The sequence below is a fragment of the Enterococcus sp. AZ179 genome (genome assembly GCF_050498885.1).
GTDB lineage: Bacteria > Bacillota > Bacilli > Lactobacillales > Enterococcaceae > Enterococcus_D > Enterococcus_D entomosocium.
Genome location: NZ_JBMHEO010000001.1, coordinates 453,673 through 475,320 on the forward strand (window position 1 = coordinate 453,673; position 21,648 = coordinate 475,320).

The 21,648-nt window shown below is 44.2% G+C and carries 16 protein-coding genes; 9 read left to right on the forward strand and 7 right to left on the reverse strand.

From position 1 onward, the window contains the following. Positions 1 to 7 precede the first annotated feature (7 nt). The 9 genes from zwf (at position 8) to vanS (ending at position 9,433) form a co-directional block, all read left to right on the forward strand. On the forward strand, positions 8 to 1,534 hold the full coding sequence (zwf, locus tag IGI88_RS02280; RefSeq protein WP_008377369.1) for a glucose-6-phosphate dehydrogenase: 1,527 nt from the start codon (positions 8 to 10) through the stop codon (positions 1,532 to 1,534). Positions 1,535 to 1,637: 103 nt separating this feature from the next. Beyond that, the gene (locus IGI88_RS02285; RefSeq protein WP_429960151.1) at positions 1,638 to 2,426 is read left to right on the forward strand and encodes a bifunctional hydroxymethylpyrimidine kinase/phosphomethylpyrimidine kinase; all 789 of its coding nucleotides are present in this window, start codon (positions 1,638 to 1,640) and stop codon (positions 2,424 to 2,426) included. Then, a complete protein-coding gene (locus tag IGI88_RS02290) occupies positions 2,423 to 2,902 on the forward strand; it encodes an ECF transporter S component (protein WP_429960152.1) in 480 nt (159 codons plus the stop codon). Before IGI88_RS02285 ends, IGI88_RS02290 begins: the two co-directional genes overlap by 4 nt. A 5-nt stretch (positions 2,903 to 2,907) precedes the next feature. Then, positions 2,908 to 3,453: a TIGR01440 family protein gene (locus IGI88_RS02295; protein ID WP_008377364.1), complete on the forward strand. Its 546-nt coding sequence runs from the start codon at positions 2,908 to 2,910 to the stop codon at positions 3,451 to 3,453. Positions 3,454 to 3,798: 345 nt separating this feature from the next. Next, positions 3,799 to 4,851 carry a D-alanine--D-serine ligase VanC gene (vanC, locus tag IGI88_RS02300; protein ID WP_086299201.1) on the forward strand — a complete coding sequence of 351 codons (1,053 nt, stop codon included), beginning with the start codon at positions 3,799 to 3,801 and terminating at the stop codon, positions 4,849 to 4,851. Beyond that, positions 4,848 to 5,420, forward strand: a complete 573-nt coding sequence (locus IGI88_RS02305) for a D-Ala-D-Ala dipeptidase/D-Ala-D-Ala carboxypeptidase VanXY-C (protein WP_010749757.1) — start codon at positions 4,848 to 4,850, stop codon at positions 5,418 to 5,420. The genes vanC and IGI88_RS02305 overlap by 4 nt, the downstream gene beginning before the upstream one ends. Next, on the forward strand, positions 5,417 to 7,519 hold the full coding sequence (vanT, locus tag IGI88_RS02310) for a membrane-bound serine racemase VanT (protein WP_086299200.1): 2,103 nt from the start codon (positions 5,417 to 5,419) through the stop codon (positions 7,517 to 7,519). Before IGI88_RS02305 ends, vanT begins: the two co-directional genes overlap by 4 nt. 98 nt (positions 7,520 to 7,617) lie before the next feature. Further along, positions 7,618 to 8,313, forward strand: a complete 696-nt coding sequence (gene vanR-C, locus IGI88_RS02315) for a vancomycin resistance response regulator transcription factor VanR-C (RefSeq protein WP_005237269.1) — start codon at positions 7,618 to 7,620, stop codon at positions 8,311 to 8,313. Continuing rightward, the gene (gene vanS, locus IGI88_RS02320) at positions 8,303 to 9,433 is read left to right on the forward strand and encodes a vancomycin resistance histidine kinase VanS (RefSeq protein WP_303393847.1); all 1,131 of its coding nucleotides are present in this window, start codon (positions 8,303 to 8,305) and stop codon (positions 9,431 to 9,433) included. Before vanR-C ends, vanS begins: the two co-directional genes overlap by 11 nt. Positions 9,434 to 9,516: 83 nt before the next feature. Here the strand turns inward: vanS and IGI88_RS02325 are convergent, their stop codons facing one another. From IGI88_RS02325 to IGI88_RS02355, 7 genes are all read right to left on the reverse strand, one after another. Further along, the gene (locus tag IGI88_RS02325; protein WP_086299199.1) at positions 9,517 to 10,956 is read right to left on the reverse strand and encodes a glutamate synthase subunit beta; all 1,440 of its coding nucleotides are present in this window, start codon (positions 10,954 to 10,956) and stop codon (positions 9,517 to 9,519) included. A gap of 1 nt (position 10,957) precedes the next feature. Next, positions 10,958 to 15,463 (reverse strand): glutamate synthase large subunit, encoded by a 4,506-nt coding sequence (gene gltB / locus IGI88_RS02330; RefSeq protein ID WP_086299198.1) that lies wholly within the window; start codon positions 15,461 to 15,463, stop codon positions 10,958 to 10,960. Between the two features lie 364 nt (positions 15,464 to 15,827). Then, positions 15,828 to 18,623 carry an isoleucine--tRNA ligase gene (gene ileS / locus IGI88_RS02335; protein WP_086299197.1) on the reverse strand — a complete coding sequence of 932 codons (2,796 nt, stop codon included), beginning with the start codon at positions 18,621 to 18,623 and terminating at the stop codon, positions 15,828 to 15,830. 496 nt (positions 18,624 to 19,119) lie between these two features. Further along, positions 19,120 to 19,875, reverse strand: coding sequence for a DivIVA domain-containing protein (locus tag IGI88_RS02340; protein ID WP_005237274.1), 756 nt, complete (start codon positions 19,873 to 19,875; stop codon positions 19,120 to 19,122). 20 nt (positions 19,876 to 19,895) lie between these two features. After that, the gene (locus IGI88_RS02345; RefSeq protein WP_086372687.1) at positions 19,896 to 20,678 is read right to left on the reverse strand and encodes an RNA-binding protein; all 783 of its coding nucleotides are present in this window, start codon (positions 20,676 to 20,678) and stop codon (positions 19,896 to 19,898) included. An 18-nt stretch (positions 20,679 to 20,696) separates the two neighbouring features. After that, a complete protein-coding gene (locus IGI88_RS02350) occupies positions 20,697 to 20,960 on the reverse strand; it encodes a YggT family protein (protein WP_005228822.1) in 264 nt (87 codons plus the stop codon). A gap of 26 nt (positions 20,961 to 20,986) precedes the next feature. Continuing rightward, entirely contained in the window at positions 20,987 to 21,640 is a 654-nt protein-coding gene (locus IGI88_RS02355) for a cell division protein SepF (RefSeq protein WP_005237276.1), read from the reverse strand. Between the last annotated feature and the right edge of the window lie 8 nt (positions 21,641 to 21,648).

Here is a 21,648-nt window from a genome sequence, read left to right on the forward strand (position 1 = left end):
AGTGAAGATGATGGAAAAAAAGGTCCTTTTTACGATTTTTGGCGGTACGGGCGACCTTGCCCAACGCAAACTATACCCTTCTTTGTTTCGGTTGTACAAAAAAGGCGATTTGAAAGAAGATTTTGCAGTCATCGGTACTGCTCGCCGTCCTTGGTCGGATGAACACTATCGTGAAGTAGTGATAGGTACGATCAAAGAATTGAGCGACTCACAAGAGCAAGCAGAGACATTCGCTTCTCATTTCTACTACCAATCACATGATGTAACAGATACGAGTCATTATGATTCATTAAAGGATTTGGCGGAAACCTTAGATCAGAAATACCATTTAGAAGGCAATCAGATTTTTTACTTAGCAATGTCCCCTAATTTCTTTGGGACGATCGTTTCTCACTTGAAATCCCAAGGAATGCTGGATACTGACGGCTACCATCGGGTGATCATCGAAAAACCATTTGGAAGCGACTACGACTCAGCAAAAGAATTGAATGAAGAGATCAATCAAGTCTTTACAGAGCAAGAAATCTACCGGATCGATCATTATTTAGGAAAAGAAATGATCCAAAACATTTCTGCGATTCGTTTTGCCAATAACATTTTTGAGTCGATGTGGAACAATCGGTACATTGACAATGTTCAGATCAATATCGCAGAAAACTTAGGTGTTGAAGAACGCGGTGGGTATTATGATAAGAGCGGCGCCTTGAAAGATATGGTCCAAAACCATATTCTGCAGATCCTTTCCTTATTAGCCATGGAACCGCCAGTGGCTTTTTCTGAAAAAGAATTACGGACGGAAAAAATCAAAGCCTTAAATGCGATCCGTATTTACTCCGAAGAAGAAGTGAAACAACACTTCGTTCGTGGTCAATACGCCAAAGGACAATTAGAAGATAAGGAATTTGCTGGCTACCGAGAAGAAGCCAATGTCGATGAAGAATCGGCAACGGAAACCTTCGTTGCTGGAAAATTCTTGATCGACAACTTCCGCTGGTCCGGCGTACCTTTCTATGTACGAACCGGGAAACGCTTGACGGAAAAAGGCACTCGAATCAACATTGTCTTTAAACAAGTCCCTGTCAATGTCTTTAAGCAAGACCTGAATGAACAAAAGCAAAACGAGAGTTTGGCACCGAATGTGCTGACAATCTACATTCAACCGACAGAAGGCTTCTCTCTTTCCTTGAATGGAAAAGAAATTGGCCAAGGGTTTGAGACATTGCCAGTGAAGCTAGATTATCGGAATAGTACTGAAATCGTCGAAAACACCCCTGAAGCCTACGAAAAATTGATTTTAGATGCTTTGAACGGGGATGGCACTAACTTTACCCATTGGGATGAAGTTGCCCAATCTTGGCGCATCGTTGATGTGATCCGTCACGCTTGGGACCAAGAAACACCTGATTTTCCAAACTATGCCGCAGGAACGATGGGACCCCAAGCTGCCTATGATCTCTTAGCTGCCGATGGTTTTGAATGGATCTGGCGCCCCGATGAATGGTATCGTGAGCGAGATTTACTAAATGAAAAATAAGCAAATGGTCAATTGGATGAGGAAAAAACATCCAATTGGCCGTTTTTCTTTTTTACCAACTGTTTATAATAGAAAGAAATGAGAAACGAAAGGAGCAGCAGACATGAAACAAGTCTTATCGATCGCCGGTCTCGACAGTTTGGCAGGTGGCGGCATGACGGCTGATTTGAAAACATTTGAGGAATTCGGGGTGTTTGGCCATGCCCTATTAACATGTGTGGTCGCCATCAAGGATGATCTTATGTTCCATGATCTCCCTGAGCCTGTGATCCAAGCACAGCTGGATTCACTGCGCTCGGTCGTATCCCTAGATGCAATCAAAATCGGGCTGCTTCATCAAACGGCCATCATTGAATTGCTGCGGGATTTTTTACAAACATTTACCGGACCGATCGTGCTCGATCCAGTTCTTGCCTTTAAAGAAGGAGATACTGCCTTTAACCACTCCTATCAAGCAGGATTGATCTCATTGTTTCCTTACACAGCATTAGTAACACCTAATCTGCTCGAAGCACAACACTTATCTGGACAAAGCATTACCTCTTTAGCAGAGATGAAAACGGCGGCAAAAAAAATCCATGCGCTTGGTGCCCCAAATGTCCTGATCAAAGGTGGCAGTCGACTAACTGGAGAAAAAGCCTACGACCTTTTATACCACTCTGGGCAATATACTGTTTTCGAAGCAGAAAAAAGTACCCGAACGACTACCAACGGTGCTGGGTGTACCCTTTCATCGGCGATTGCCGCTTTACTTGCCAAAGGCACTTCATTGGAAACAGCTGTTCAAACTGCAAAAGCATTTGTTTGGGCAGGGATCGAAGACGGTCTGCCTTTAGGAACCTCTGGCAACGTCAATCAGCTCGCCTATTTTAAAAAGGAGGAACACCTATGAAAGTAAGAAACCTAACCATGATCGCTATGCTGACGGCACTTACCTGTGCACTTTCTTTGACCTTTATCATTCCTGTTCCACAAACGAAGGGCTTTGTGACCTTATGTGAAGCAGGGATCTATATCTCGGCCCTTTTGTTCGGACCTAGCGCCGGGGCCTTCGTAGGCGGAATGAGCGGTGGCATCATTGATTTTCTATCAGGCTATCCTGAATGGGCCTTCTTTTCCATTGTGATCCATGGTGTACAAGGCTGGATCGTGGGTAGAATGAACCATCGACCACTAGCAGCCGTTATTGTTGGCAGCTTGATCATGATTGTCGGCTATGCAGCAGCAACAGTTTTACTATTCGGTTTAGGGGCAGGGATCGCCTCAGTTCCAAGTAATTTGATCCAAACGGTCTTTGGCAGCATCGTTGCTTTACCGCTGACCCATGCCTTACGCCGCATGAAAAAGTTTTCTTTAAATGAAAGGTGATTCTCATGACAGATATCAATCAATTAAAAACGGATTTAACTACGATCGTTGAAGAAGTCATTACGACAGCGAACGTTGATGAAAATGATCTTTTTGTTCTCGGCTGTTCAACAAGTGAAGTGGTTGGTGGCTTGATTGGCAAAAATTCCAGTCAAGAAGTAGGCATGGTTATCGTTGAAACACTACGAGCGATCTTGCGTCCCAAAAATATTCATTTAGCCGTTCAAGGCTGTGAACATCTCAATCGGGCTTTAGCCGTTGAGCGTGAAACGGCTCGACTATATCAATTAGAAGAAGTCGCAGTAGTGCCCCAGCTGCATGCAGGCGGTGCTTGCTCAGTTGCGGCTTTCCAGTTGTTCGATGAGCCTATCGAAGTGGAGCACATTGTGGCCAAAGCGGGTATCGATATCGGCGACACAGCGATCGGTATGCATGTCAAACATGTTCAAATCCCGATCCGTCCCTCTATCAAGACCCTTGGCGCTGCCCATGTCACAGCTCTGGGATCACGGCCCAAATATATCGGTGGTCCTCGTGCTCATTACGCATAATAAGCGAATCGTATAATGAGCGAAAAACCATCTTCAAAAGGAAAAAGCATGCTTCGGCGTGCTTTTTTTGTGTCAACGTTCCTGCTATTGCCTCTCCTTTCCTTCCTTAAATGTGCTCTCCTTTCACTATTTTCTCCGCTCCATCTTATGGCAGCTTTTTCTACTTCAAATTCTGTTTCCTTTCTTGCGTAAAAAGAGCGGCAGCTGTCGCCTTCCTTTTGTCATAAATTCGTCACAATTTCATCACAAAAAGAAAAGAAAGATGCCAGTAAGCCCGCAAATTTCTTTTTTCTTTCCTTGGTAGACTGAATGCAGCAAGAATCGAAAAGTGGAAGGAAGAAAAATATGAAAAAAATCGCCATTATTTTTGGAGGCAATTCACCGGAGTACGCCGTTTCTTTAGCCTCAGCAACTAGCGCAATCGAAGCACTCCTATCATCTCCCGATGACTATGACCTCTCTTTGATCGGGATCGCCCCAGATGCTATAGATTGGTATTTGTATACAGGAGAACTGGAAAACATCCGACAAGACACGTGGTTGTTGGATACGAAACATAAACAGAAAATCCAGCCGCTTTTTGAAGGAAACGGCTTTTGGCTAAGTGAAGCGCAGCAAACGTTGGTACCTGATGTTTTATTTCCCATTATGCATGGCAAATACGGGGAAGATGGCAGTATCCAAGGATTGTTTGAATTGATGAAACTACCTTATGTAGGCTGCGGTGTGGCGGCCTCCGCATTATGTATGAACAAATGGTTATTGCATCAAGTAGCAGAAGCGATTGGCGTACAAAGCGCTCCTACGATTCTCTTGACAAATCAAGACAACCAGCAAAGACAAATCGAAGCCTTTATCCAGACCCATGGCTTTCCGGTTTTCTTTAAGCCTAATGAAGCTGGCTCCTCAAAAGGGATCACAAAAGTGACTTGTGTCGAAGAAATTGCTCCTGCCTTGAAGGAAGCCTTCGCTTATTGTTCAGCAGTGCTCTTACAAAAAAATATCGCTGGCGTTGAGATTGGTTGCGGTATCTTAGGCAACGACTCTTTGACTGTCGGTGCTTGTGACGCTATTTCATTAGTAGAAGGCTTTTTCGATTTTGAAGAAAAGTACCAGTTGATTAGCGCCAAGATCACCGTTCCTGCACCATTGCCTGAAACGATTGAAACCAAGGTCAAAGAACAAGCTCAGCTGCTCTATCACAGTCTTGGTCTTAAAGGACTTGCTCGCATCGACTTTTTTGTCACGAATCAAGGAGAACTATACTTGAATGAAATCAATACTATGCCGGGCTTTACTAGTCACTCCCGCTATCCGGCCATGATGGCAGCGATCGGCTTATCCTATCAAGAACTACTACAAAAACTGCTTGTCTTAGCAAAGGAGGAAGTCAAATGAATCCCTATCTACAGTTAGTTAGCAAAGAATTTCCGTTAGAAAAAAACCAAGAGCCGCCTCATTTAGTCCTTGCTGCCTTCAGTGAAGACGAGGTTTACTTGCAACCAGAAGCAGCCAAACAATGGAAACGGCTAGTCAAAGCTTTAAAGCTTGAAGACGAGATCTGCTTATTAGATGGCTACCGAACCGAAAAGCAGCAACGGTATTTATGGGAATATTCCTTGAAAGAAAATGGGCTAGCCTATACGAAACAATTTGTGGCATTGCCCGGGTGCAGTGAACATCAGTTAGGCTTAGCGATCGATGTTGGTTTAAAAGGCAGCCAGGATGATTTGATCTGCCCACGATTTCGTGACAGCGCAGCGGCGGATTTATTTACCCAGGAAATGATGAACTATGGGTTTATTTTACGCTATCCCGCGGACAAACAGGAAATTACAGGGATTGGCTATGAACCATGGCATTTTCGTTATGTCGGTCTGCCCCATAGTCAAATCATCGCCAGCCAACAGTGGACCTTGGAAGAATACCATCAATACCTTGAACAAACGGCGAGGCAGTTCGCATGAAGAAGAATCAAGGAATCGAGCAATTTCGGGTAATTTTGGCGATGATGGTGGTCGCGATCCACTGTCTGCCCCTTCATCGATTGTGGCCCAATGGTGATATCCTGATCACATTGACTCTTTTCAGAATCGCCGTCCCCTTCTTTTTTATGATCAGCGGGTATTATGTGTTCAGTGATTTAGCCACCCAAAACAGCTATCCTGCCAGACAACGTATCTGGTTATTTATCAAAAAACAGCTGCAAGTCTATCTCATTGCCACACTGCTCTTTTTGCCGCTTGCTTGGTACAGCGGCATACTAGGATTGAACATGCCACTAGACACTTTTATTCAAACTTTGCTAGTCAACGGCATTCTTTACCATCTTTGGTATTTTCCTGCGATCATTACCGGCGGTCTACTAGTGATGGGCCTCTTGACACGGCTTTCTTTCAAGCAGGTGTTTTTCATTGCTGTCGGTTTGTATGTGGTTGGTTTAGGTGGGGACAGTTGGTCTGGCCTGGCTGCACAAACACCCATCACGCCACTCTATTCACTGATTTTCCAACTATTGGATGGCACTCGCAACGGCATTTTTTTTGCTCCCTTATTTTTGATCTTAGGGGTACTAGCCAGAAGATTTGCCAAAAAACCTGCTTCTCCCCATCGCTATAGTTATCTGATGATTAGTCTGATTTGCTTGCTTTTGGAAAGTTATCTCTTGCATCACTTTACTACACCTAAACATGACAGCATGTATGTCTTTTTGCCCTTCGTTCTCTTGTTTTTATTTCCGATCATTCAGCAATGGCAAGCACCCATGATCTGGAAACAAGCGGGTCGTCTGTCCCTTTGGCTCTATTTGCTCCATCCTTATACCATTGCAGTAACCCATTTTCTTAGTCAGAAACTGCCCTTGCTTCAAAACAATCTAATCAATTACTTCGTGGTCTTAGGATTGACCATCGGGTTGATTTATGGTCTCTTTGCTTTGCAAAAGCTGTTGCCGTTTCCGAAAAAAACGCCGCTCCACTTGCAGCGGGCAGCCAAAGAATTCTCAGCCCCCGCCCTGTTGCACAACTTGCAGGAAATCAAACGAGTGATTCCATCCACAACAAAAGTGATGGCGGTCGTTAAAGCAGATGCCTATGGTTGCGATGCACAATTGGTCGCTCGTACCTTGGAAAGAGTAGGCGTCGATTTTTTTGCTGTTGCCACCATAGAAGAAGCCATCGAATTACGGCGAGCTGGCATTAAAAGTCGCTTACTGATTTTAGGGTACACTTCTGCCCAACGTGCCAAAGAGCTGAACCGATATTCCTTAATTCAAACTATCGTCAGTGAAGCGCATGGACAAGCGTTAGCCCGAACAGGCCTTCCAATCGAATGCCATTTAGCGGTAGATACCGGCATGCATCGTCTAGGCGTTGCCCCTGACCTTGAAACAGTTAGAAGGCTTTATGCCTTGCCATCCCTCAAGATCACAGGCATTTTTTCCCATCTAGGCTCTTCAGATCAGCTAGATACGGCAAGTATCTTACGGACACAAGCCCAAATCATTTGTTTTGATGATCTATTGGCTGGCTTATCCGCTAGAAATATCGCCTATGGTCTGACGCATCTGCAAAGCAGTTACGGAATATTGAATTATCCAGAGAAACAGTATGATTATGTGCGCCCGGGTATTCTTTTAACTGGTTCCCTGAGTGTCCCGAATGAACCAACAAAACAGAAGATAAACGTACAGCCGATTCTGACCCTAAAAGCCTTACTAGTGGACAAAAAAACAGTCGCCGCTGGTGAAGCGATCGGCTATGGACTAGCCACTGTTTTTGATCGACCTACCACGATTGGGATCGTTAGTATCGGCTACTGTGACGGAGTCCCCCGTGCCCTATCAAATCAAGGATTCCAATTGTCTTATCAAGGGGGGTTACTCCCGCAGGTTGGGTTGATTTGTATGGATATGCTCTTGATCGATTTAACGGACTATCCAGAACTGGCGGTCGAAAGTTGGTTAGAAGTAATCAGCGATTGGACGAATACAGCTGATCAAGCACAAACCATTCCCAATGAATTGATCAGTCGACTAGGTTCCCGCGTCCCTTCAATGTCAAAGTAGAAAACGAATGCATTCGCTTACCGATTACGGTATGATGTGGGTAGAGTAAATGGTAGTTTAAATGAAAAAAGATCGTAGATAGTTGGAGTGAATCAAGGATGGCAGAAAAAATAATTGTTGTTGATGATGAAAAAGAAATCGCCGAGTTAGTCACGACGTTTCTAAGGAATGAAGGCTTTCAAGTGGAACCTTTTTATGATGGAACGAGTGCTTTGGCTTATCTCGAAAAAGAAACAGTCGATGTGGCAGTTTTAGATGTGATGCTGCCGGATATCGACGGCTTTCAGCTGTTACAGACCATTCGCAAAACCCACTTTTTTCCAGTACTGATGCTCACTGCCAAAGGAGAAGATCTGGATAAAATTACCGGTCTAAGTCTAGGTGCAGATGATTATGTGACGAAACCCTTCAATCCATTAGAAGTTGTTGCTCGGGTCAAAACGCAACTACGGCGATACCAACGATACAATCAGTCAGCTGTTCCGCAGAAGATTGAAGAATACGAAAAGGAAGGCTTACTGTTGAAAATCAACAGTCACCAATGTTATCTTTATGGCAAAGAGGTTTTCTTGACCCCCATCGAATTTAAAATCCTGCTTTACTTATTTGAACACCAAGGATCGGTCGTTGCCTCAGAAACTCTTTTTGAAGCAGTCTGGAAAGAAAAATATTTAGACAACAATAACACAGTGATGGCACATATTGCCCGTCTGCGGGAAAAGCTAAACGAACAACCCCGCAAACCGAAATTAATCAAAACTGTATGGGGGGTCGGCTATATCATTGAAAAATAGAAGTCCATTGATCCGGAAACTTTTGACTCAATACTTTATCACCACAGGTGTTTTAATGCTCCTTTTGATTCTGATCCCTTTAACTGTTCGCTTTGTAGCAGGATTGAGGGTTTGGTACGGCTATGAGCCCATTTATCAAATATTACGGCTTTTTGCTGATTATTGGCTCGTCTGTCTAGCAATCGGTGCCTTGCTGATTTGGGTGAGCACAACGATTTATTATATGAGTAAAGCCATCAGCTATTTGAATGAAACGATTCAAGCCACGAATCAATTGATTGCTGAACCTACGAAGCGAATCGTTCTTTCCAGCAATCTGATCGACGTGCAAGAAGAAATGAACCAGTTGCGGGAAAAAAATCTACAGGATCAACGAGCTGCCAAAGAAGCAGAGCAGCGGAAAAATGATTTGATCGTCTATCTCGCACATGATTTACGCACACCTTTGACCAGTGTGATCGGCTATTTGACACTTCTAGAAGAAGAACCTCAGCTTTCTTCCGAACTACGCGCACGCTATACCAAGATCGCCTTGCAAAAAGCCCAGCGGCTAGAATTATTGATCAGCGAGTTTTTCGAAATCACCCGTTTTAATCTTACAACGATCGCCTTACAGACCGAAACCACGGATCTGAGCTTGATGCTGGAACAGTTGACGTTTGAATTTTTGCCGCTGTTAGAAGAAAAAAACCTTCATTGGCAACTGCAGCTGCAGAAAAAAGTCTATGCGACTGTCGATACAGAGAAGATGGAACGCGTCTTTGATAACTTGATCCGCAATGCCATCAATTATAGCTATCCTAACTCCCCTTTGCGTTTAGCCATCAGCGAATCTGATGATATCCTGATTCGTTTGACCAATCAAGGAAAAACGATCTCAGCTGAAAAGATTGGCTTGATTTTTGAGCCTTTTTACCGCATGGACGCTTCCCGAGCAACGGCGACGGGTGGGACCGGTCTGGGGCTGCCGATCGCCAAAGAAATCGTTGAAGCATTAGGTGGAAAAATCTGGGCGGAAAGCCGTGACGAAACCATCGTCTTTTCGATTCGCCTACCGAAGGCAGCAATGGAAAAAAATGAACAGCGGTCAAAGCCCCATCCATCTGAACCAACTGCTTAACAGGCAAACAACCTGAGCATTTCGCTGTTCCCCTTCTAATTCAGAGGGAGGAAGAGCTGCTCAGGTTGTTTTTTATTGATTGCTTATTGATACACCAATGATCGTAACGCTTGATCGACTTTTTCTGCCGCTAAGCGTCCTTCGCGAATCCCCCAGATGACTAAACTCGGTCCTCTTTTAGCATCTCCTGCGACTAACACTCGTTCATTGTTCGTCGTGTAATCATCGTACACTTCTCGCACACCAAAGGCATCGAAGAGTTGGGTCTCTGCACCAACAAAGCCCATTGCCAACAAAACCAAATCCGCCTTGATCACTTGCTCTGTGCCAGGGATCGGCTGAAACTGTTGATCTACTGAGACCGTTTCGATGGCGATCAACTGGCCGCGTTCGGCGCCGATAAAGGCTGTTGTGGACACCCCATGATACGTCACTTGTGTTTGCAGGACTTCAGCCGCTTCTTCTTGCCCATATCCTGTGCGGGCTGTCATTGGGTATTCAGGCCAGGGATTGCTGTCGGTACGTGTCAATGGCAGTTGGGGCGTGATCTCCAATTGACGCACAGAAGCGGCTCCTTGCCGAATCGCTGAACCAATACAGTCATTTCCAGTGTCGCCGCCGCCAATCACGACGACGTGCTTGCCAGCAAGTTTTTTACTTGTTGCCGCTTTGCCATGCTTTAAGACATCTTTGGTTGCTTCCGTCAGATAATCGACTGCAAATTGCACCCCAGTCAATTCACGACCTGGAATCTTCAAGTCACGAGGAACACTAGCTCCTGTTGCCAAAATGACCCGATCATACTGAGCGGATAATTCTTCTGCTGACAAGTCACGACCGATCTCCGTATTAGCGACAAAGGTCACGCCTAGCTCTGCCATCAAGTCAATACGTCGCTGCACAACATCTTTATCTAATTTCATATTTGGAATACCATACATCAGTAAACCGCCAAAGCGATCACTGCGTTCATAGACCGTCACTTGATGTCCTAGTTGATTCAAGCGCCATGCAGCGGATAAACCAGCTGGTCCGCTGCCGACGATGGCAACTTTGAACCCAGTCGCTTCTTGAGGCAATCCGGAGGCTTTGACCCAATCGTTTTCAAAAGCAGTATCGATAATAAAGCGTTCATTGTCGTGGATCGTGACACCTGAGCCATTCAGTGCCTCGGTACAGCCTTTTTCACATGGAGCTGGACAAACACGTCCAGTCATTTCCGGTAATGGATTGGTTTTGGCAAGACGCTCAAAGGCGGCTTGGAAACGCCCTTGATAAACCAGATCATTCCATTCAGGAATCAGGTTGTCATTGGGACAACCTGAAACCGCTCGTTGACCGCCGTAAAAAGAACCGGTATGACAAAAAGGAATCCCGCAGTTCATACAGCGTGCTGCTTGCTCTTGACGCTCATTTTCAGGCAATGGCGTCTGTAATTCTTGCCAGTCTTGGATACGTTCTGAAACCGGTCGGGTAGGATTTTCTACTCTTGGGTACTTTAAAAAACCAAATGGATCTGCCATATTAGTCGCGCTCCTTTCCTGGAATAGTCAATTGTGGACCGACGACGGCTTCGAAAGCTTTCGTCACAAGTTCCTCCCCGATAAATCCTTGCTCAGCCAAAGTCTCCGTTGCTTGGATCATCTGATGGTACTCTGTCGGATAGACTTTGATGAAATGTTGCTGCTGATTTTCCCAATCTTCTAAAATCTCAGCCGCCTTCAATGAATCTGTATAGGCAAAATGCTGCTGGATCATCTCCTTCAGCTGATGGTCATCGCCACTTTCGCCAATCCGGTACAAGTCAACCATTTCCCGATTGCATTTTTCTGCAAAAGTTTGATCAGGGTCATAGACGTATGCCACGCCACCGGACATTCCGGCACCGAAGTTGCGGCCGGTTTTTCCTAAAATCACCACGACGCCGCCAGTCATGTACTCACAGCCATGGTCCCCAACACCTTCTACAACGACTTTGGCTCCACTATTACGGACGCAAAAGCGTTCGCCAGCAATGCCGCGGAAATAGCCTTCACCCCGATTCGCCCCAAAACAAGCAACGTTACCGACAATCGGTGAATGCTCTGCGTCATAAGCGGCATCATCAGGCGGCACAATGATCAAACGGGCACCACTCAGTCCTTTGGCTACATAATCGTTGGCCTCGCCAATCAGTTTCAACTGGATGCCCTGGGTGGCAAACGCCCCAAAACTTTGTCCAGCAATGCCGCGGTACGTAAACTGCAACAAACCTGGCGTTACTTCGTAATTGCCAAAGCGTTCTGCGATCCAGCCCCCTAAACGAGCGCCGACTGAACGTTGAACATTATTGATCGTATGATTCATAACGATTTCTTGATTATTGTCGATAGCTGCTTGGGCAAAAGCGTCTAACTCTGGCCACTGTCGTTTCTCAAGGAATGGGTCCGTCACTTTGCGTTCGATCGGGATCGTCGTTCCAATCATTCTGGAAAAGTCTAATGATTTTGCTTTGCCTTTGGCAACGAAGCGTGGTGTCAACAATTCCGCGTGTCCTACCATCTCATCAATCGTGCGAAACCCTAGCTCGGCCATCGTTTCCCGTAAATCTTCTGCTAAAAAGTACATCGTATTGATGATGTGCTCAGGTTTCCCTGCGAAAAATTTGCGCAACGCTGGGTTCTGTGTAGCAATGCCGACAGGACATGTATTGATACTGCAAACCCGCATCATGACACAACCAATCGCAACTAGCGCTAAAGAGGCAAAGCTATATTCTTCTGCTCCTAAAAGAGCAGCAATGGCGATGTCACGCCCCGTCATCAATTTTCCATCTGTCTCTAAGGTCATTCGCTGCCGCAAATGATTCATAGCTAACGTTTGATGGGCTTCTGCAAGCCCCATCTCCCAAGGCAAGCCAGCATCCCGAATCGAATTTCTCGGAGAAGCACCGGTCCCACCGTCATAGCCTGAGATCACGACTACGTCTGCACCGGCTTTAACGACACCGGTAGCGATCGTACCCACACCTGTACTAGAAACCAATTTGACATTAATGCGGGCATACGGGTTGATTGCTTTTAAGTCATAGATCAGCTGGGCTAGATCTTCAATCGAATAAATGTCGTGATGTGGTGGCGGCGAAATCAGTCGGACACCAGGTGTTGAGCCACGAATCTCCGCTACCCATGGGAAGACTTTGTTGCCTGGCAATTGACCACCTTCACCAGGTTTTGCCCCTTGGGCCATTTTGATTTGGAGTTCGTCCGCACTCATTAAATATTCGGCATTGACACCAAAACGGCCAGAAGCAACTTGTTTGATACGACTGTTATAGTTAATGCCCTTCACTGGTTTGAAACGATTCCGATTTTCTCCACCTTCTCCACTGTTGGATTTTGCACCGATCGCATTCATCCCTTCAGCAATACAGCGATGCGCCTCTTCACTTAGAGAGCCGTAAGACATCGCGCCGACTTTAAACCGTTTGACGATCGTTTCAACAGGTTCCACCTCAGCTAAAGGAATACTGCGTCTCGTGTTCCCAAAAGTCCACATAGAACGGAGGGTCGTTGGATTCTCTAACGCGTCTTGGTTCATCTCCGCCGCATATTCTTTATAAAGCGCATAGCTGCCTGTACGAACAGCTTTTTGAAACCCATAGATCGTTTTTGGATTGAACAGATGATGTTCCCCGTCGGCTTTGTATTGGAAACTACCGCCCGAATCAAGATAATCCACGCGTTTCTCGCCATACGCCGCTTCATAACGCATTAAGTATTCTTGCTCGATTTGCGCTAATGAAAGTCCACCGATACGAGTAACCGTGCCGGTAAAGTATTCGGAGATGACTTTCTCAGAGATACCAACAGCTTCAAACAATTGCGCCCCATGGTAACCGGCGATCGTTGAAATCCCCATTCGTGACATGATTTTGACAATGCCCTTTTCACATGCTTTACGGTAACTTTCGATCTTCTCTGAAAGCTCAAAATGCGCCAATGTCTGGTAAGCCCCATAAGGGTGGACCCCACTTACTCCGTAGCCGACTACCATGGCATAATGATGGACCTCACAGACTTCCGCAGTATCCGCAACGATTGATGCCAAGGAACGTTTGCCTTTTCGCACCAAGTAATTGTGCAGACCTGATACCGCCAAGAGAATCGGAATCGCCACTTTTCCTTCTTGCGCTTGGATGACTTCCCGATCACTTAAAATGACGATCGTTGCCCCAGAATCGATTTTTTGCTCCGTCTCTTTAAAAAGCGCTTCTAACGCTTGTTGCAAAGCTGCCCCGTTTTCTGGTACATAATCATAAAGAATCGACTGTAAAGCCGCTTTTTGACCATTTTGATCTAACTGTTTGATTTTTTCATATTCACTCGTTTTTAACACCGGACTAGCAATCTTCAGCTTATTACAATTGATTCGAATGTCCTTTGAAACATCCCCATCTCGACCTAAAAACAGCTCGGTACCGATCACCAATTTTTCGCGAATCGCATCGATTGGCGGATTGGTCACTTGGGCGAATTGTTGCTTGAAGTACGTAAACAAGGATTGGGGACGTTCGCTCAAAATAGCTAAGGGTGAATCAAACCCCATGGAGATCACTGGTTCTTCTCCCGTTTGAGCCATTGGTAAAATCAACGTGCGAATGATCTCATCCGTGTAACCATTTCGTTTCCAAAGGGTCTGGATCGCATCATCTGCTGTTTCCTCCTGCTTCTCAGTCTCAGGAAGCAGCTCTGGTATCAATAAGTGATCCGCTAGCCACTCCTGGTAAGGATGGGCATTCGCATAATGAGCTTTGATTTCTTGATTGCGTAAGATCACTCCTTTTTTGGTATCCACCAAAAACATATTTGCTGGTCCAAGCACCCCTTTTTCAATCACTTCCGATGCTGGCAAATCGACAACACCTGACTCAGAGGCCACGACCACAAAACCAGTTTTCGTGATCGAGTAGCGAGATGGCCGTAACCCATTTCGATCGAGTGCAGCCCCTACCAAATCCCCATCTGTAAAACATAAAGCTGCCGGTCCATCCCAAGGAGCCATAAAGCTTGCGTTGTACTCATTAAAAGCCGTCAGCTCCGGCGACAATCCAGCTTCTTTTGACCACGCTTCTGGCACCATCATCAACAGTGCTTGAGGAATATCTCGCCCTTGACGGTACAAATATTCCATACAATTTTCTAGTTTCGCCGAATCAGAATTTTCATCATCATAGACTTCGATCTGATGTCCATGCATCCAATTTTCTGCCCCGCGTAACGTGTTGATTTCGCCATTATGGGCTAAGAAACGAAAAGGTTGCGCCCGACTCCAGCTTGGAAAGGTATTTGTCGAAAAACGAGAATGGGTCAATGCGATACAAGAGGTCATTTCTGGGCTTTGAAGATCTTTGAAAAATAAGCCAACTTGATAGGCATGCAGCATTCCTTTATAAACAACTGTCTTACTGGACAAGCTGCAGATAGACAACTCATCAGTATGATACGTTTTTTCCAGTTTACGTCGTAGCCGGTAAAGCTGATCTTCAAAGGGACGGCCAGCAGCTACATCGACAGGTTTTTCAATAAAGACTTGCACAAATGAGGGCATGACTTTTTGCGCCCCCGGTCCACACTGATAATAATCATAAGGCACATCCCGTTGCCATAAAACGGTAAAACCCATTTGTTGAATGTCTTTAGTTACTTCTTCTTGGACCTGTGCTGCTCGGAGCTTTTCTTTCGGTAAAAAAAACATCCCAACAGCATAGGCACCTTTTTCAGGCAATGGGATTTCGGCCTCTTTTGCTCGCTGTTGAAAAAATGGGTCAGGCATTGCCATCAAAATTCCAGCTCCGTCACCTGTGTCAGGTTCAGCGCCAGTTCCCCCTCGGTGGTTCATCCGTTCTAACATTGTTAAGGCATTTTGCACAAGTTCTCGGGAATAGCGACCATCTTTTTGTGCAATAAACCCCATCCCACAAGCATCTTTTTCAAAAGCGGCATCGTACATCGTTTGGTTCGTTTTCCTCATCATCTCTAAATCACTCATGGAATCACACTTTCTTTCAATATTCTGAATATTCCGATTTTTAACAGTTTACAACCTGTTTTTCTATCTGGCAAGTTTTTTTTACTTGATCCGAGCTCGTTGGTTTCTTCTGTTGACAGTGAAATACTCCATCTCGAACAAACAATTGCCTACAGACCTTAAGGAAGAAACTTCGTCTAGTAAGGTTTTTTTATTATACAATAAACTGTCGAAAAATTATTGCAAACAAATGAGAATCGTTATCAATTGCCACCTATTTTCTCATATTCATGTCAGAAACGTGCGTTTTTCTCCCATTCTCAAGGAATAAGAATGAGCAAGCGCAAAAAAGATGACCCGCAATGGGTCATCTTTTTTCGTTCTATTATTTTTCAAAGCCTTCTGCAACTGCTTCGGGATAGTTTTCTTTGACGATGGTTGCACAATGCCCACAAAGTGTTGGCAGTTGCTCTTCTACACCAACATCTACCCGGACTTGGCGACAACGTTCACATACTTCCCCTTCGGCTTTTTCAACTAAGATCGCCACATCCTCAAATTGATATGCCGCTTCAGGAGCTGCTTCACCGACTTCTTTGATCGTTAAGAAGTCTGGTGAAATGATCAGCAGTTGTGCAATATCTGAATCGATAGCTTTTAGCAATGCCGCAACTGGCTCAGTTGGATAAACAGTGACTTTCGCTTCAAAGGACTTTCCGATCAATTTTGCATTACGCGCTTCTTCTAATGCTTTTAAGACATTGTCACGGAAATCAAGGAAGGCCCGCCAAAGATCGAGCAGTTCTTCTTGGTTAGCAAATGTATCATAGCCAGGGAACTCCGCTAACTGTACGTATTCCTCTTCTTCTTTCAAGTGTGACCAGATTTCTTCTGCGGTATGCGGAATGATCGGTGTCAATAATTTCGTCAATGCAACCGCTGTTTGATAAAAGACAGTTTGCATAGCACGGCGTTGGAAATCATTTTCAGCTTCGATATAAACGACATCTTTTGCAAAATCCAAATAGAAGGAAGACATATCGACTGTCAAGAAGTTGATGACTGTCCGGTAAATATGCAAGAAGTTATATTTTTCATAGCCATCTTCCCGAATCGTTTTGATCGTTTGATTCAAACGAACCATCATGTATTTATCGACAGAACGCAAGTTTTCAAAAGGTACGCTGTCTTTTGCTGGATCAAAATCACTCGTGTTCGCTAATAAGAAACGCATGGTATTGCGAATCTTCCGATAGACTTCTGACACTTGATTCAAGATATCCATAGACACTCGGACATCCGCTTCGTAGTCAACACTGCTGACCCAAAGACGCAAAATATCCGCACCCATTTGATTGATCACTTTTTCTGGTGCAATGGTATTACCAAGAGATTTACTCATCTTGCGACCTTCGCCATCTAAGGTGAAGCCTTGAGACAAGACGGCTTTATATGGTGCGACTTCATTGATCGCAACACTAGTCGTGATACTTGAGTTGAACCACCCACGATATTGGTCAGAACCTTCCAAGTACATGTCAGCTGGGAACGTCAATTCTGGACGTTGACGTAACACGGCTTCGTGAGAAGAACCTGAATCAAACCAAACATCCATGATGTCAGTCTCTTTCGAGAATTTGCCATTTGGTGAGCCCGGATGCGTGAAGCCAGCTGGCAGTAATTCTTCTGCTTCTTTTTCAAACCAAATCGTTGAACCATGTTCAGCAAACAAGTTTGCCACATGCTCGATCGTTTCAGGCGTAATGATGGCTTCGCCGTTTTCTGCATAAAAGATTGGCAACGGAACGCCCCACGCACGTTGACGAGAGATCACCCAGTCGCCGCGGTCGCGAATCATATTGTATAAACGAGTTTTGCCCCATGGAATGATCCAATCTACTTTTTCGATTTCATCCAAAATATTTTGACGGAACTTATCAATAGACGCAAACCATTGTGGTGTTGCCCGATAGATGACTGGTTTTTTCGTCCGCCAATCATGTGGATAGCTGTGAGTAAAGAAGTTTAGTTTTAGTAGGGCTCCTTTTTCTTCTAAAAGCTCAGTGATCATTGGATTGGCTTTGTCATAAAAGACCCCTTCAAATCCTGGTGCTTCTTCTGTGAAGACCCCACGGCTATCGACTGGTGATAAGACATCTAGACCATATTTTTTGCTGACGATGTAGTCATCTTCCCCGTGTCCTGGTGCAGTGTGGACCAAACCAGTACCGGCATCCAATGTCACATGGTCCCCTAACATCAATAAAGACGTACGATCATAAAAAGGATGTTGTGCCGTCATTTTTTCCAATTGATCGCCAGCCAATTCTTGTAATACTTCGACAGATTCCCAACCGATCTCATTCGTCACGGTTTCTAATAAATCTTTTGCCACGACGAATTTGCGGCCATCGGCCAAGATTTGAACATAGGCAAAGGTTGGATTCACAGAGATTCCTAGATTCGCTGGTAAGGTCCATGGCGTCGTCGTCCAGATAACAAAAGATGTATCTGAATCAAGCAAATCTTTGCCATCTGCTACTGGGAAAGCCACATAGATCGATGGTGATTTCACATCTTTGTATTCGATCTCAGCTTCTGCTAATGATGATTCACTAGATGGTGACCAGTAAATTGGTTTCAATCCTTTGTAGATGTATCCTTTTTCTGCCATTTTTCCGAACACGCGGATTTCTGCTGCTTCATAGTCTGGTGTCAATGTGATATATGGATGATCCCAGTCACCAGAAACGCCTAAACGTTTGAAATCAGCTCTTTGTGTATCCACTTGTGTCAAAGCATATTCTTCACATTTTTTCCGATATTCTGCCAAGCTCATTTCTTTGCGCTTGATTCCTTTATTGGTCAGTACTTGTTCGATCGGCAAACCATGAGTATCCCAACCAGGTACATAAGGTGAACGGAAACCTGACATCGATTTGGAACGTACGATGATGTCTTTACTGATTTTGTTCAATGAGTGTCCAATATGGATGTTTCCATTTGCGTAGGGAGGGCCATCGTGTAAGACAAAGGTTGGCTTGCCTTCATTTAATTCTTGACGACGTTGATACAATTGATTTTCTTCCCATTCTTTTTGCCAATCCACTTCGCGGTTCGGCAAGTTGCCTCGCATTGGAAAAGCGGTTTTTCCAAGATGCAGTGTTTCTTTCATTTTCATTCTTGTTTCGCTCCTTTTCGTCTCTCAACGTTTTGGTATAGTTTCAAAATCCATCGACTCGATCAACCGATTGCTTCTATTGAACCTGTCAAATGGATTGGTTGCCATAAACTCAATGCATTTAGGATTCACTGATTGTTAACAGTTGATCAGCGTGATTCCTAATTTGGTTACTACGCTCCCGGCGGTCGCCTAGTACTGTTCATCATCTGCTCTGTTCCGCTTTGCGGACCAATCGCAGTGATTCACAGCAAAAAACACGTCCGTCCCTGGTAAGGGACGAACGTGTTCGTGGTACCACCCAAATTTTATTGTCGGTTGACAATTCTTTGATGATCGGTAACGGGATCAGGCGTCGTTCTCTACTCGAGTCTTTGAAAAGTCAGCTCTTTCAAGAACGCAACTCACAGATGATCTGATTTCTTACAGGGTTTTATTTGGCTTCCACTCTCCCAAACTCGCTTGAAAAATATAAGAAATTTTTCTGTTCTGTGTCTTAGTTGTTATCTGTCTTGTTCAATTCGTCTAATAAGTTTCTCGCATCATCTAATGTTTTCACTTCAGGGCTTTCACTTACATCAACGATTTTTTCATCTGATTCAACAATGTCCACATCAAATGTTTCCACTGCTTCTGAGTTTACTCCAGAACCATTTTCACTGTCAAGTTCTTTTGACAAAACTTCTCTGATCACTTGGTGGGAATCTTGTACATAGCTTGAAAATGGCGCCAAAATTTCTTCCCACTCAGGACTCTTCACTTGTTCTAATTGCGTTTGCAACATAACTAATAAGTTGTTATGGAAGACTCTGGTTTTCTTCTTCAAGTCATTTGTTTCTGTCGCCAATTGACGGGCATTGTCGGTTGCATCCGTCAAAATCTCTTTGGCTTTTTCTTCCGCTGAGGTCATCAAGGCATGCGCATGTTTTTCTGCAGTAGCAACCATTTCATCCGCACGGTTTTGAGCAGAAGTAACGATTACTTCTGATTCTTTGCTTGCGCTTGTTTTTACTTTATCCGCCGTATCTTGAGCCACGATAATGGATTGATTCAAGGCATCTTTCAATTCATTGAAATATTCAAGTTTTTCTTCTGCGTGTTTCAACGATTTTTCTAACTCACGATTGCGTTGAACGGCTTCTTCATAATCACGAACGATCATGTCCAAGAAGTCATCGACTTCATCTTGGTTGTAGCCTCTCATTTTTACTGAAAAGTTTTTATTTTGAATGTCTAATGGAGTTAATGCCATATTCTATACACCTCTTTGATTTATTTACGTAATACACCTAATAACAATCTAACTTTTTCTTTTTTCGTGGTTCCTTCTAACCCCTGTATTTGAATCCGACCAAATCCTCTTACCGAAATGATATCCAGTAAATCCAGAACAAAATCTGGTCGTAATGCTTCTGTCCAGTTTACTTTTACTTTTCCTGATTCGATCAACTGTTTCGAACGCTGGCGTGAGATGTTGTATACGGCAGAGATCACTGTATCAAGACGCAATGAGCTAACCGTTTCTCTTTCCTCGGTCCAGCCATCTTTAGGCACGATCAAATCGGTATATCTTGTTTCTTCCAATCGAACGGATACGTTGCCGATTTTATCCACTTGGAGTTGAATAAAATGACTGACTTCAGTGGCAACGAATACTTGCCATATTTCACCATCGGAAAGAATGTCTCCAAAGTATTCCCTCTTGACTCCAGTCCCCATTAATGTGCCTAAAACTTTTCCATGACTCAACACCGTAAATTTTTTCGGGTATTGAATCGTAAATAAAGTCATGTCAAACTCATCGGTGGTGGGCTCATAGTAATCGGGATAAATCAAACAACGTCGTCTCTCAGCAGCTTCATATCCACCAAAAAAGCGGAAACTTAAATCCGTTGATTGACGAATCAAACTTTCTAAGATATACGCTTGTCTCGGATCTAAAAAATCAGTCAAGTAAGGCGCATACTGCATTTGCACTTGTTCGATCCATCCTTGAGCGGAATCAATAAAAGGGCGTTCATCGTTTCGAAAATGTTGATAGACATTTGCGTTCACCGATAACCACCCCTTACGTTAAAATAAAATTGATTGTAGGATCAATATCAATGCTTGTGATGCTAGCTGTAAGACAATAATTGCAAATGCAATCGTAAAATCGATACCAGCAAAACTTAATTTCAATCGATCAAATAAACTCAAATACGGTTCACACACTTTTGCTAAGAAACGGCCAAAAGCGGACTGATACCCTCCTGGAAACCAAGACAAAAGTGCATAGATCACTAATAAAATGGTATACAGATAAACAGCATCACTCAGTAATTTAACGAATCTCAAGAATAAAATTGGCGTTCCTCCTCACTTTAGATATCAAAAAAATTGGTATCTGCTAATGTTTGGGCAGTGCCTTCAATTTCCATACCCTTAGGCGTGCAAAGAAAAATTTCATCGCCAACACGCTTGATATCACCATCTTCAGCGTACACTGTTCCTGTTAAAAAATCAACTATTCGACGAGCTTGGTACTCTTCAATTAAATGAAAATTAACAAGTACAGCATCTCCATTGATGACTTGCTTCGCAATCCCCATAGCTTCTGAATAAACGCGTGGTTCTACGATCGTTATTTTTCCAGCCATTTGTGGAGAAGTTTCTTTTGCTTTTGTGTCTTTGACTCTCGTATTAGTTCTTTGTTGCGCCATTGGAACGACTTTTTCTTCCGTCTTAGGCACCGATCTTACTCGTTCAGCCGCCGCTGAGGATTGTTGATAGGCAGCAGTTTGAGGCTGCTGTCTGTATTGATAGGCTTGATTTTGTGGTTGACTTGTTGTATAAGAAGCCGCTTGGCTAGAAGCACGCGTACTCGCTGTTGTTCTAGGGGCGGTAAAAGCTCCTCCTTGGTTCACAGCTGGTTTCGCTGCCGTGCGTGCCGGTTCTTCAGTGGCAAATGTTTCTTCATAATAATCTTCTTCGTCAGTCAATCCAAAAAAATTGGTCAGTTTCTCTTTGAGCGACATCGGTCAAC

Bases quoted from the DNA above. Each gene is read 5' to 3' on its own strand.
- IGI88_RS02340 (WP_005237274.1), bottom strand. From the start codon at position 19,875: ATGGCATTAACTCCATTAGACATTCAAAATAAAAACTTTTCAGTAAAA.
- zwf (WP_008377369.1), top strand. From the start codon at position 8: ATGATGGAAAAAAAGGTCCTTTTTACGATTTTTGGCGGTACGGGCGAC.
- IGI88_RS02355 (WP_005237276.1), bottom strand. From the start codon at position 21,640: ATGTCGCTCAAAGAGAAACTGACCAATTTTTTTGGATTGACTGACGAA.
- IGI88_RS02290 (WP_429960152.1), top strand. From the start codon at position 2,423: ATGAAAGTAAGAAACCTAACCATGATCGCTATGCTGACGGCACTTACC.
- vanR-C (WP_005237269.1), top strand. From the start codon at position 7,618: ATGGCAGAAAAAATAATTGTTGTTGATGATGAAAAAGAAATCGCCGAG.
- IGI88_RS02325 (WP_086299199.1), bottom strand. From the start codon at position 10,956: ATGGCAGATCCATTTGGTTTTTTAAAGTACCCAAGAGTAGAAAATCCT.
- vanT (WP_086299200.1), top strand. From the start codon at position 5,417: ATGAAGAAGAATCAAGGAATCGAGCAATTTCGGGTAATTTTGGCGATG.
- ileS (WP_086299197.1), bottom strand. From the start codon at position 18,623: ATGAAAATGAAAGAAACACTGCATCTTGGAAAAACCGCTTTTCCAATG.
- IGI88_RS02305 (WP_010749757.1), top strand. From the start codon at position 4,848: ATGAATCCCTATCTACAGTTAGTTAGCAAAGAATTTCCGTTAGAAAAA.
- vanC (WP_086299201.1), top strand. From the start codon at position 3,799: ATGAAAAAAATCGCCATTATTTTTGGAGGCAATTCACCGGAGTACGCC.
- IGI88_RS02295 (WP_008377364.1), top strand. From the start codon at position 2,908: ATGACAGATATCAATCAATTAAAAACGGATTTAACTACGATCGTTGAA.
- gltB (WP_086299198.1), bottom strand. From the start codon at position 15,463: ATGAGTGATTTAGAGATGATGAGGAAAACGAACCAAACGATGTACGAT.
- IGI88_RS02285 (WP_429960151.1), top strand. From the start codon at position 1,638: ATGAAACAAGTCTTATCGATCGCCGGTCTCGACAGTTTGGCAGGTGGC.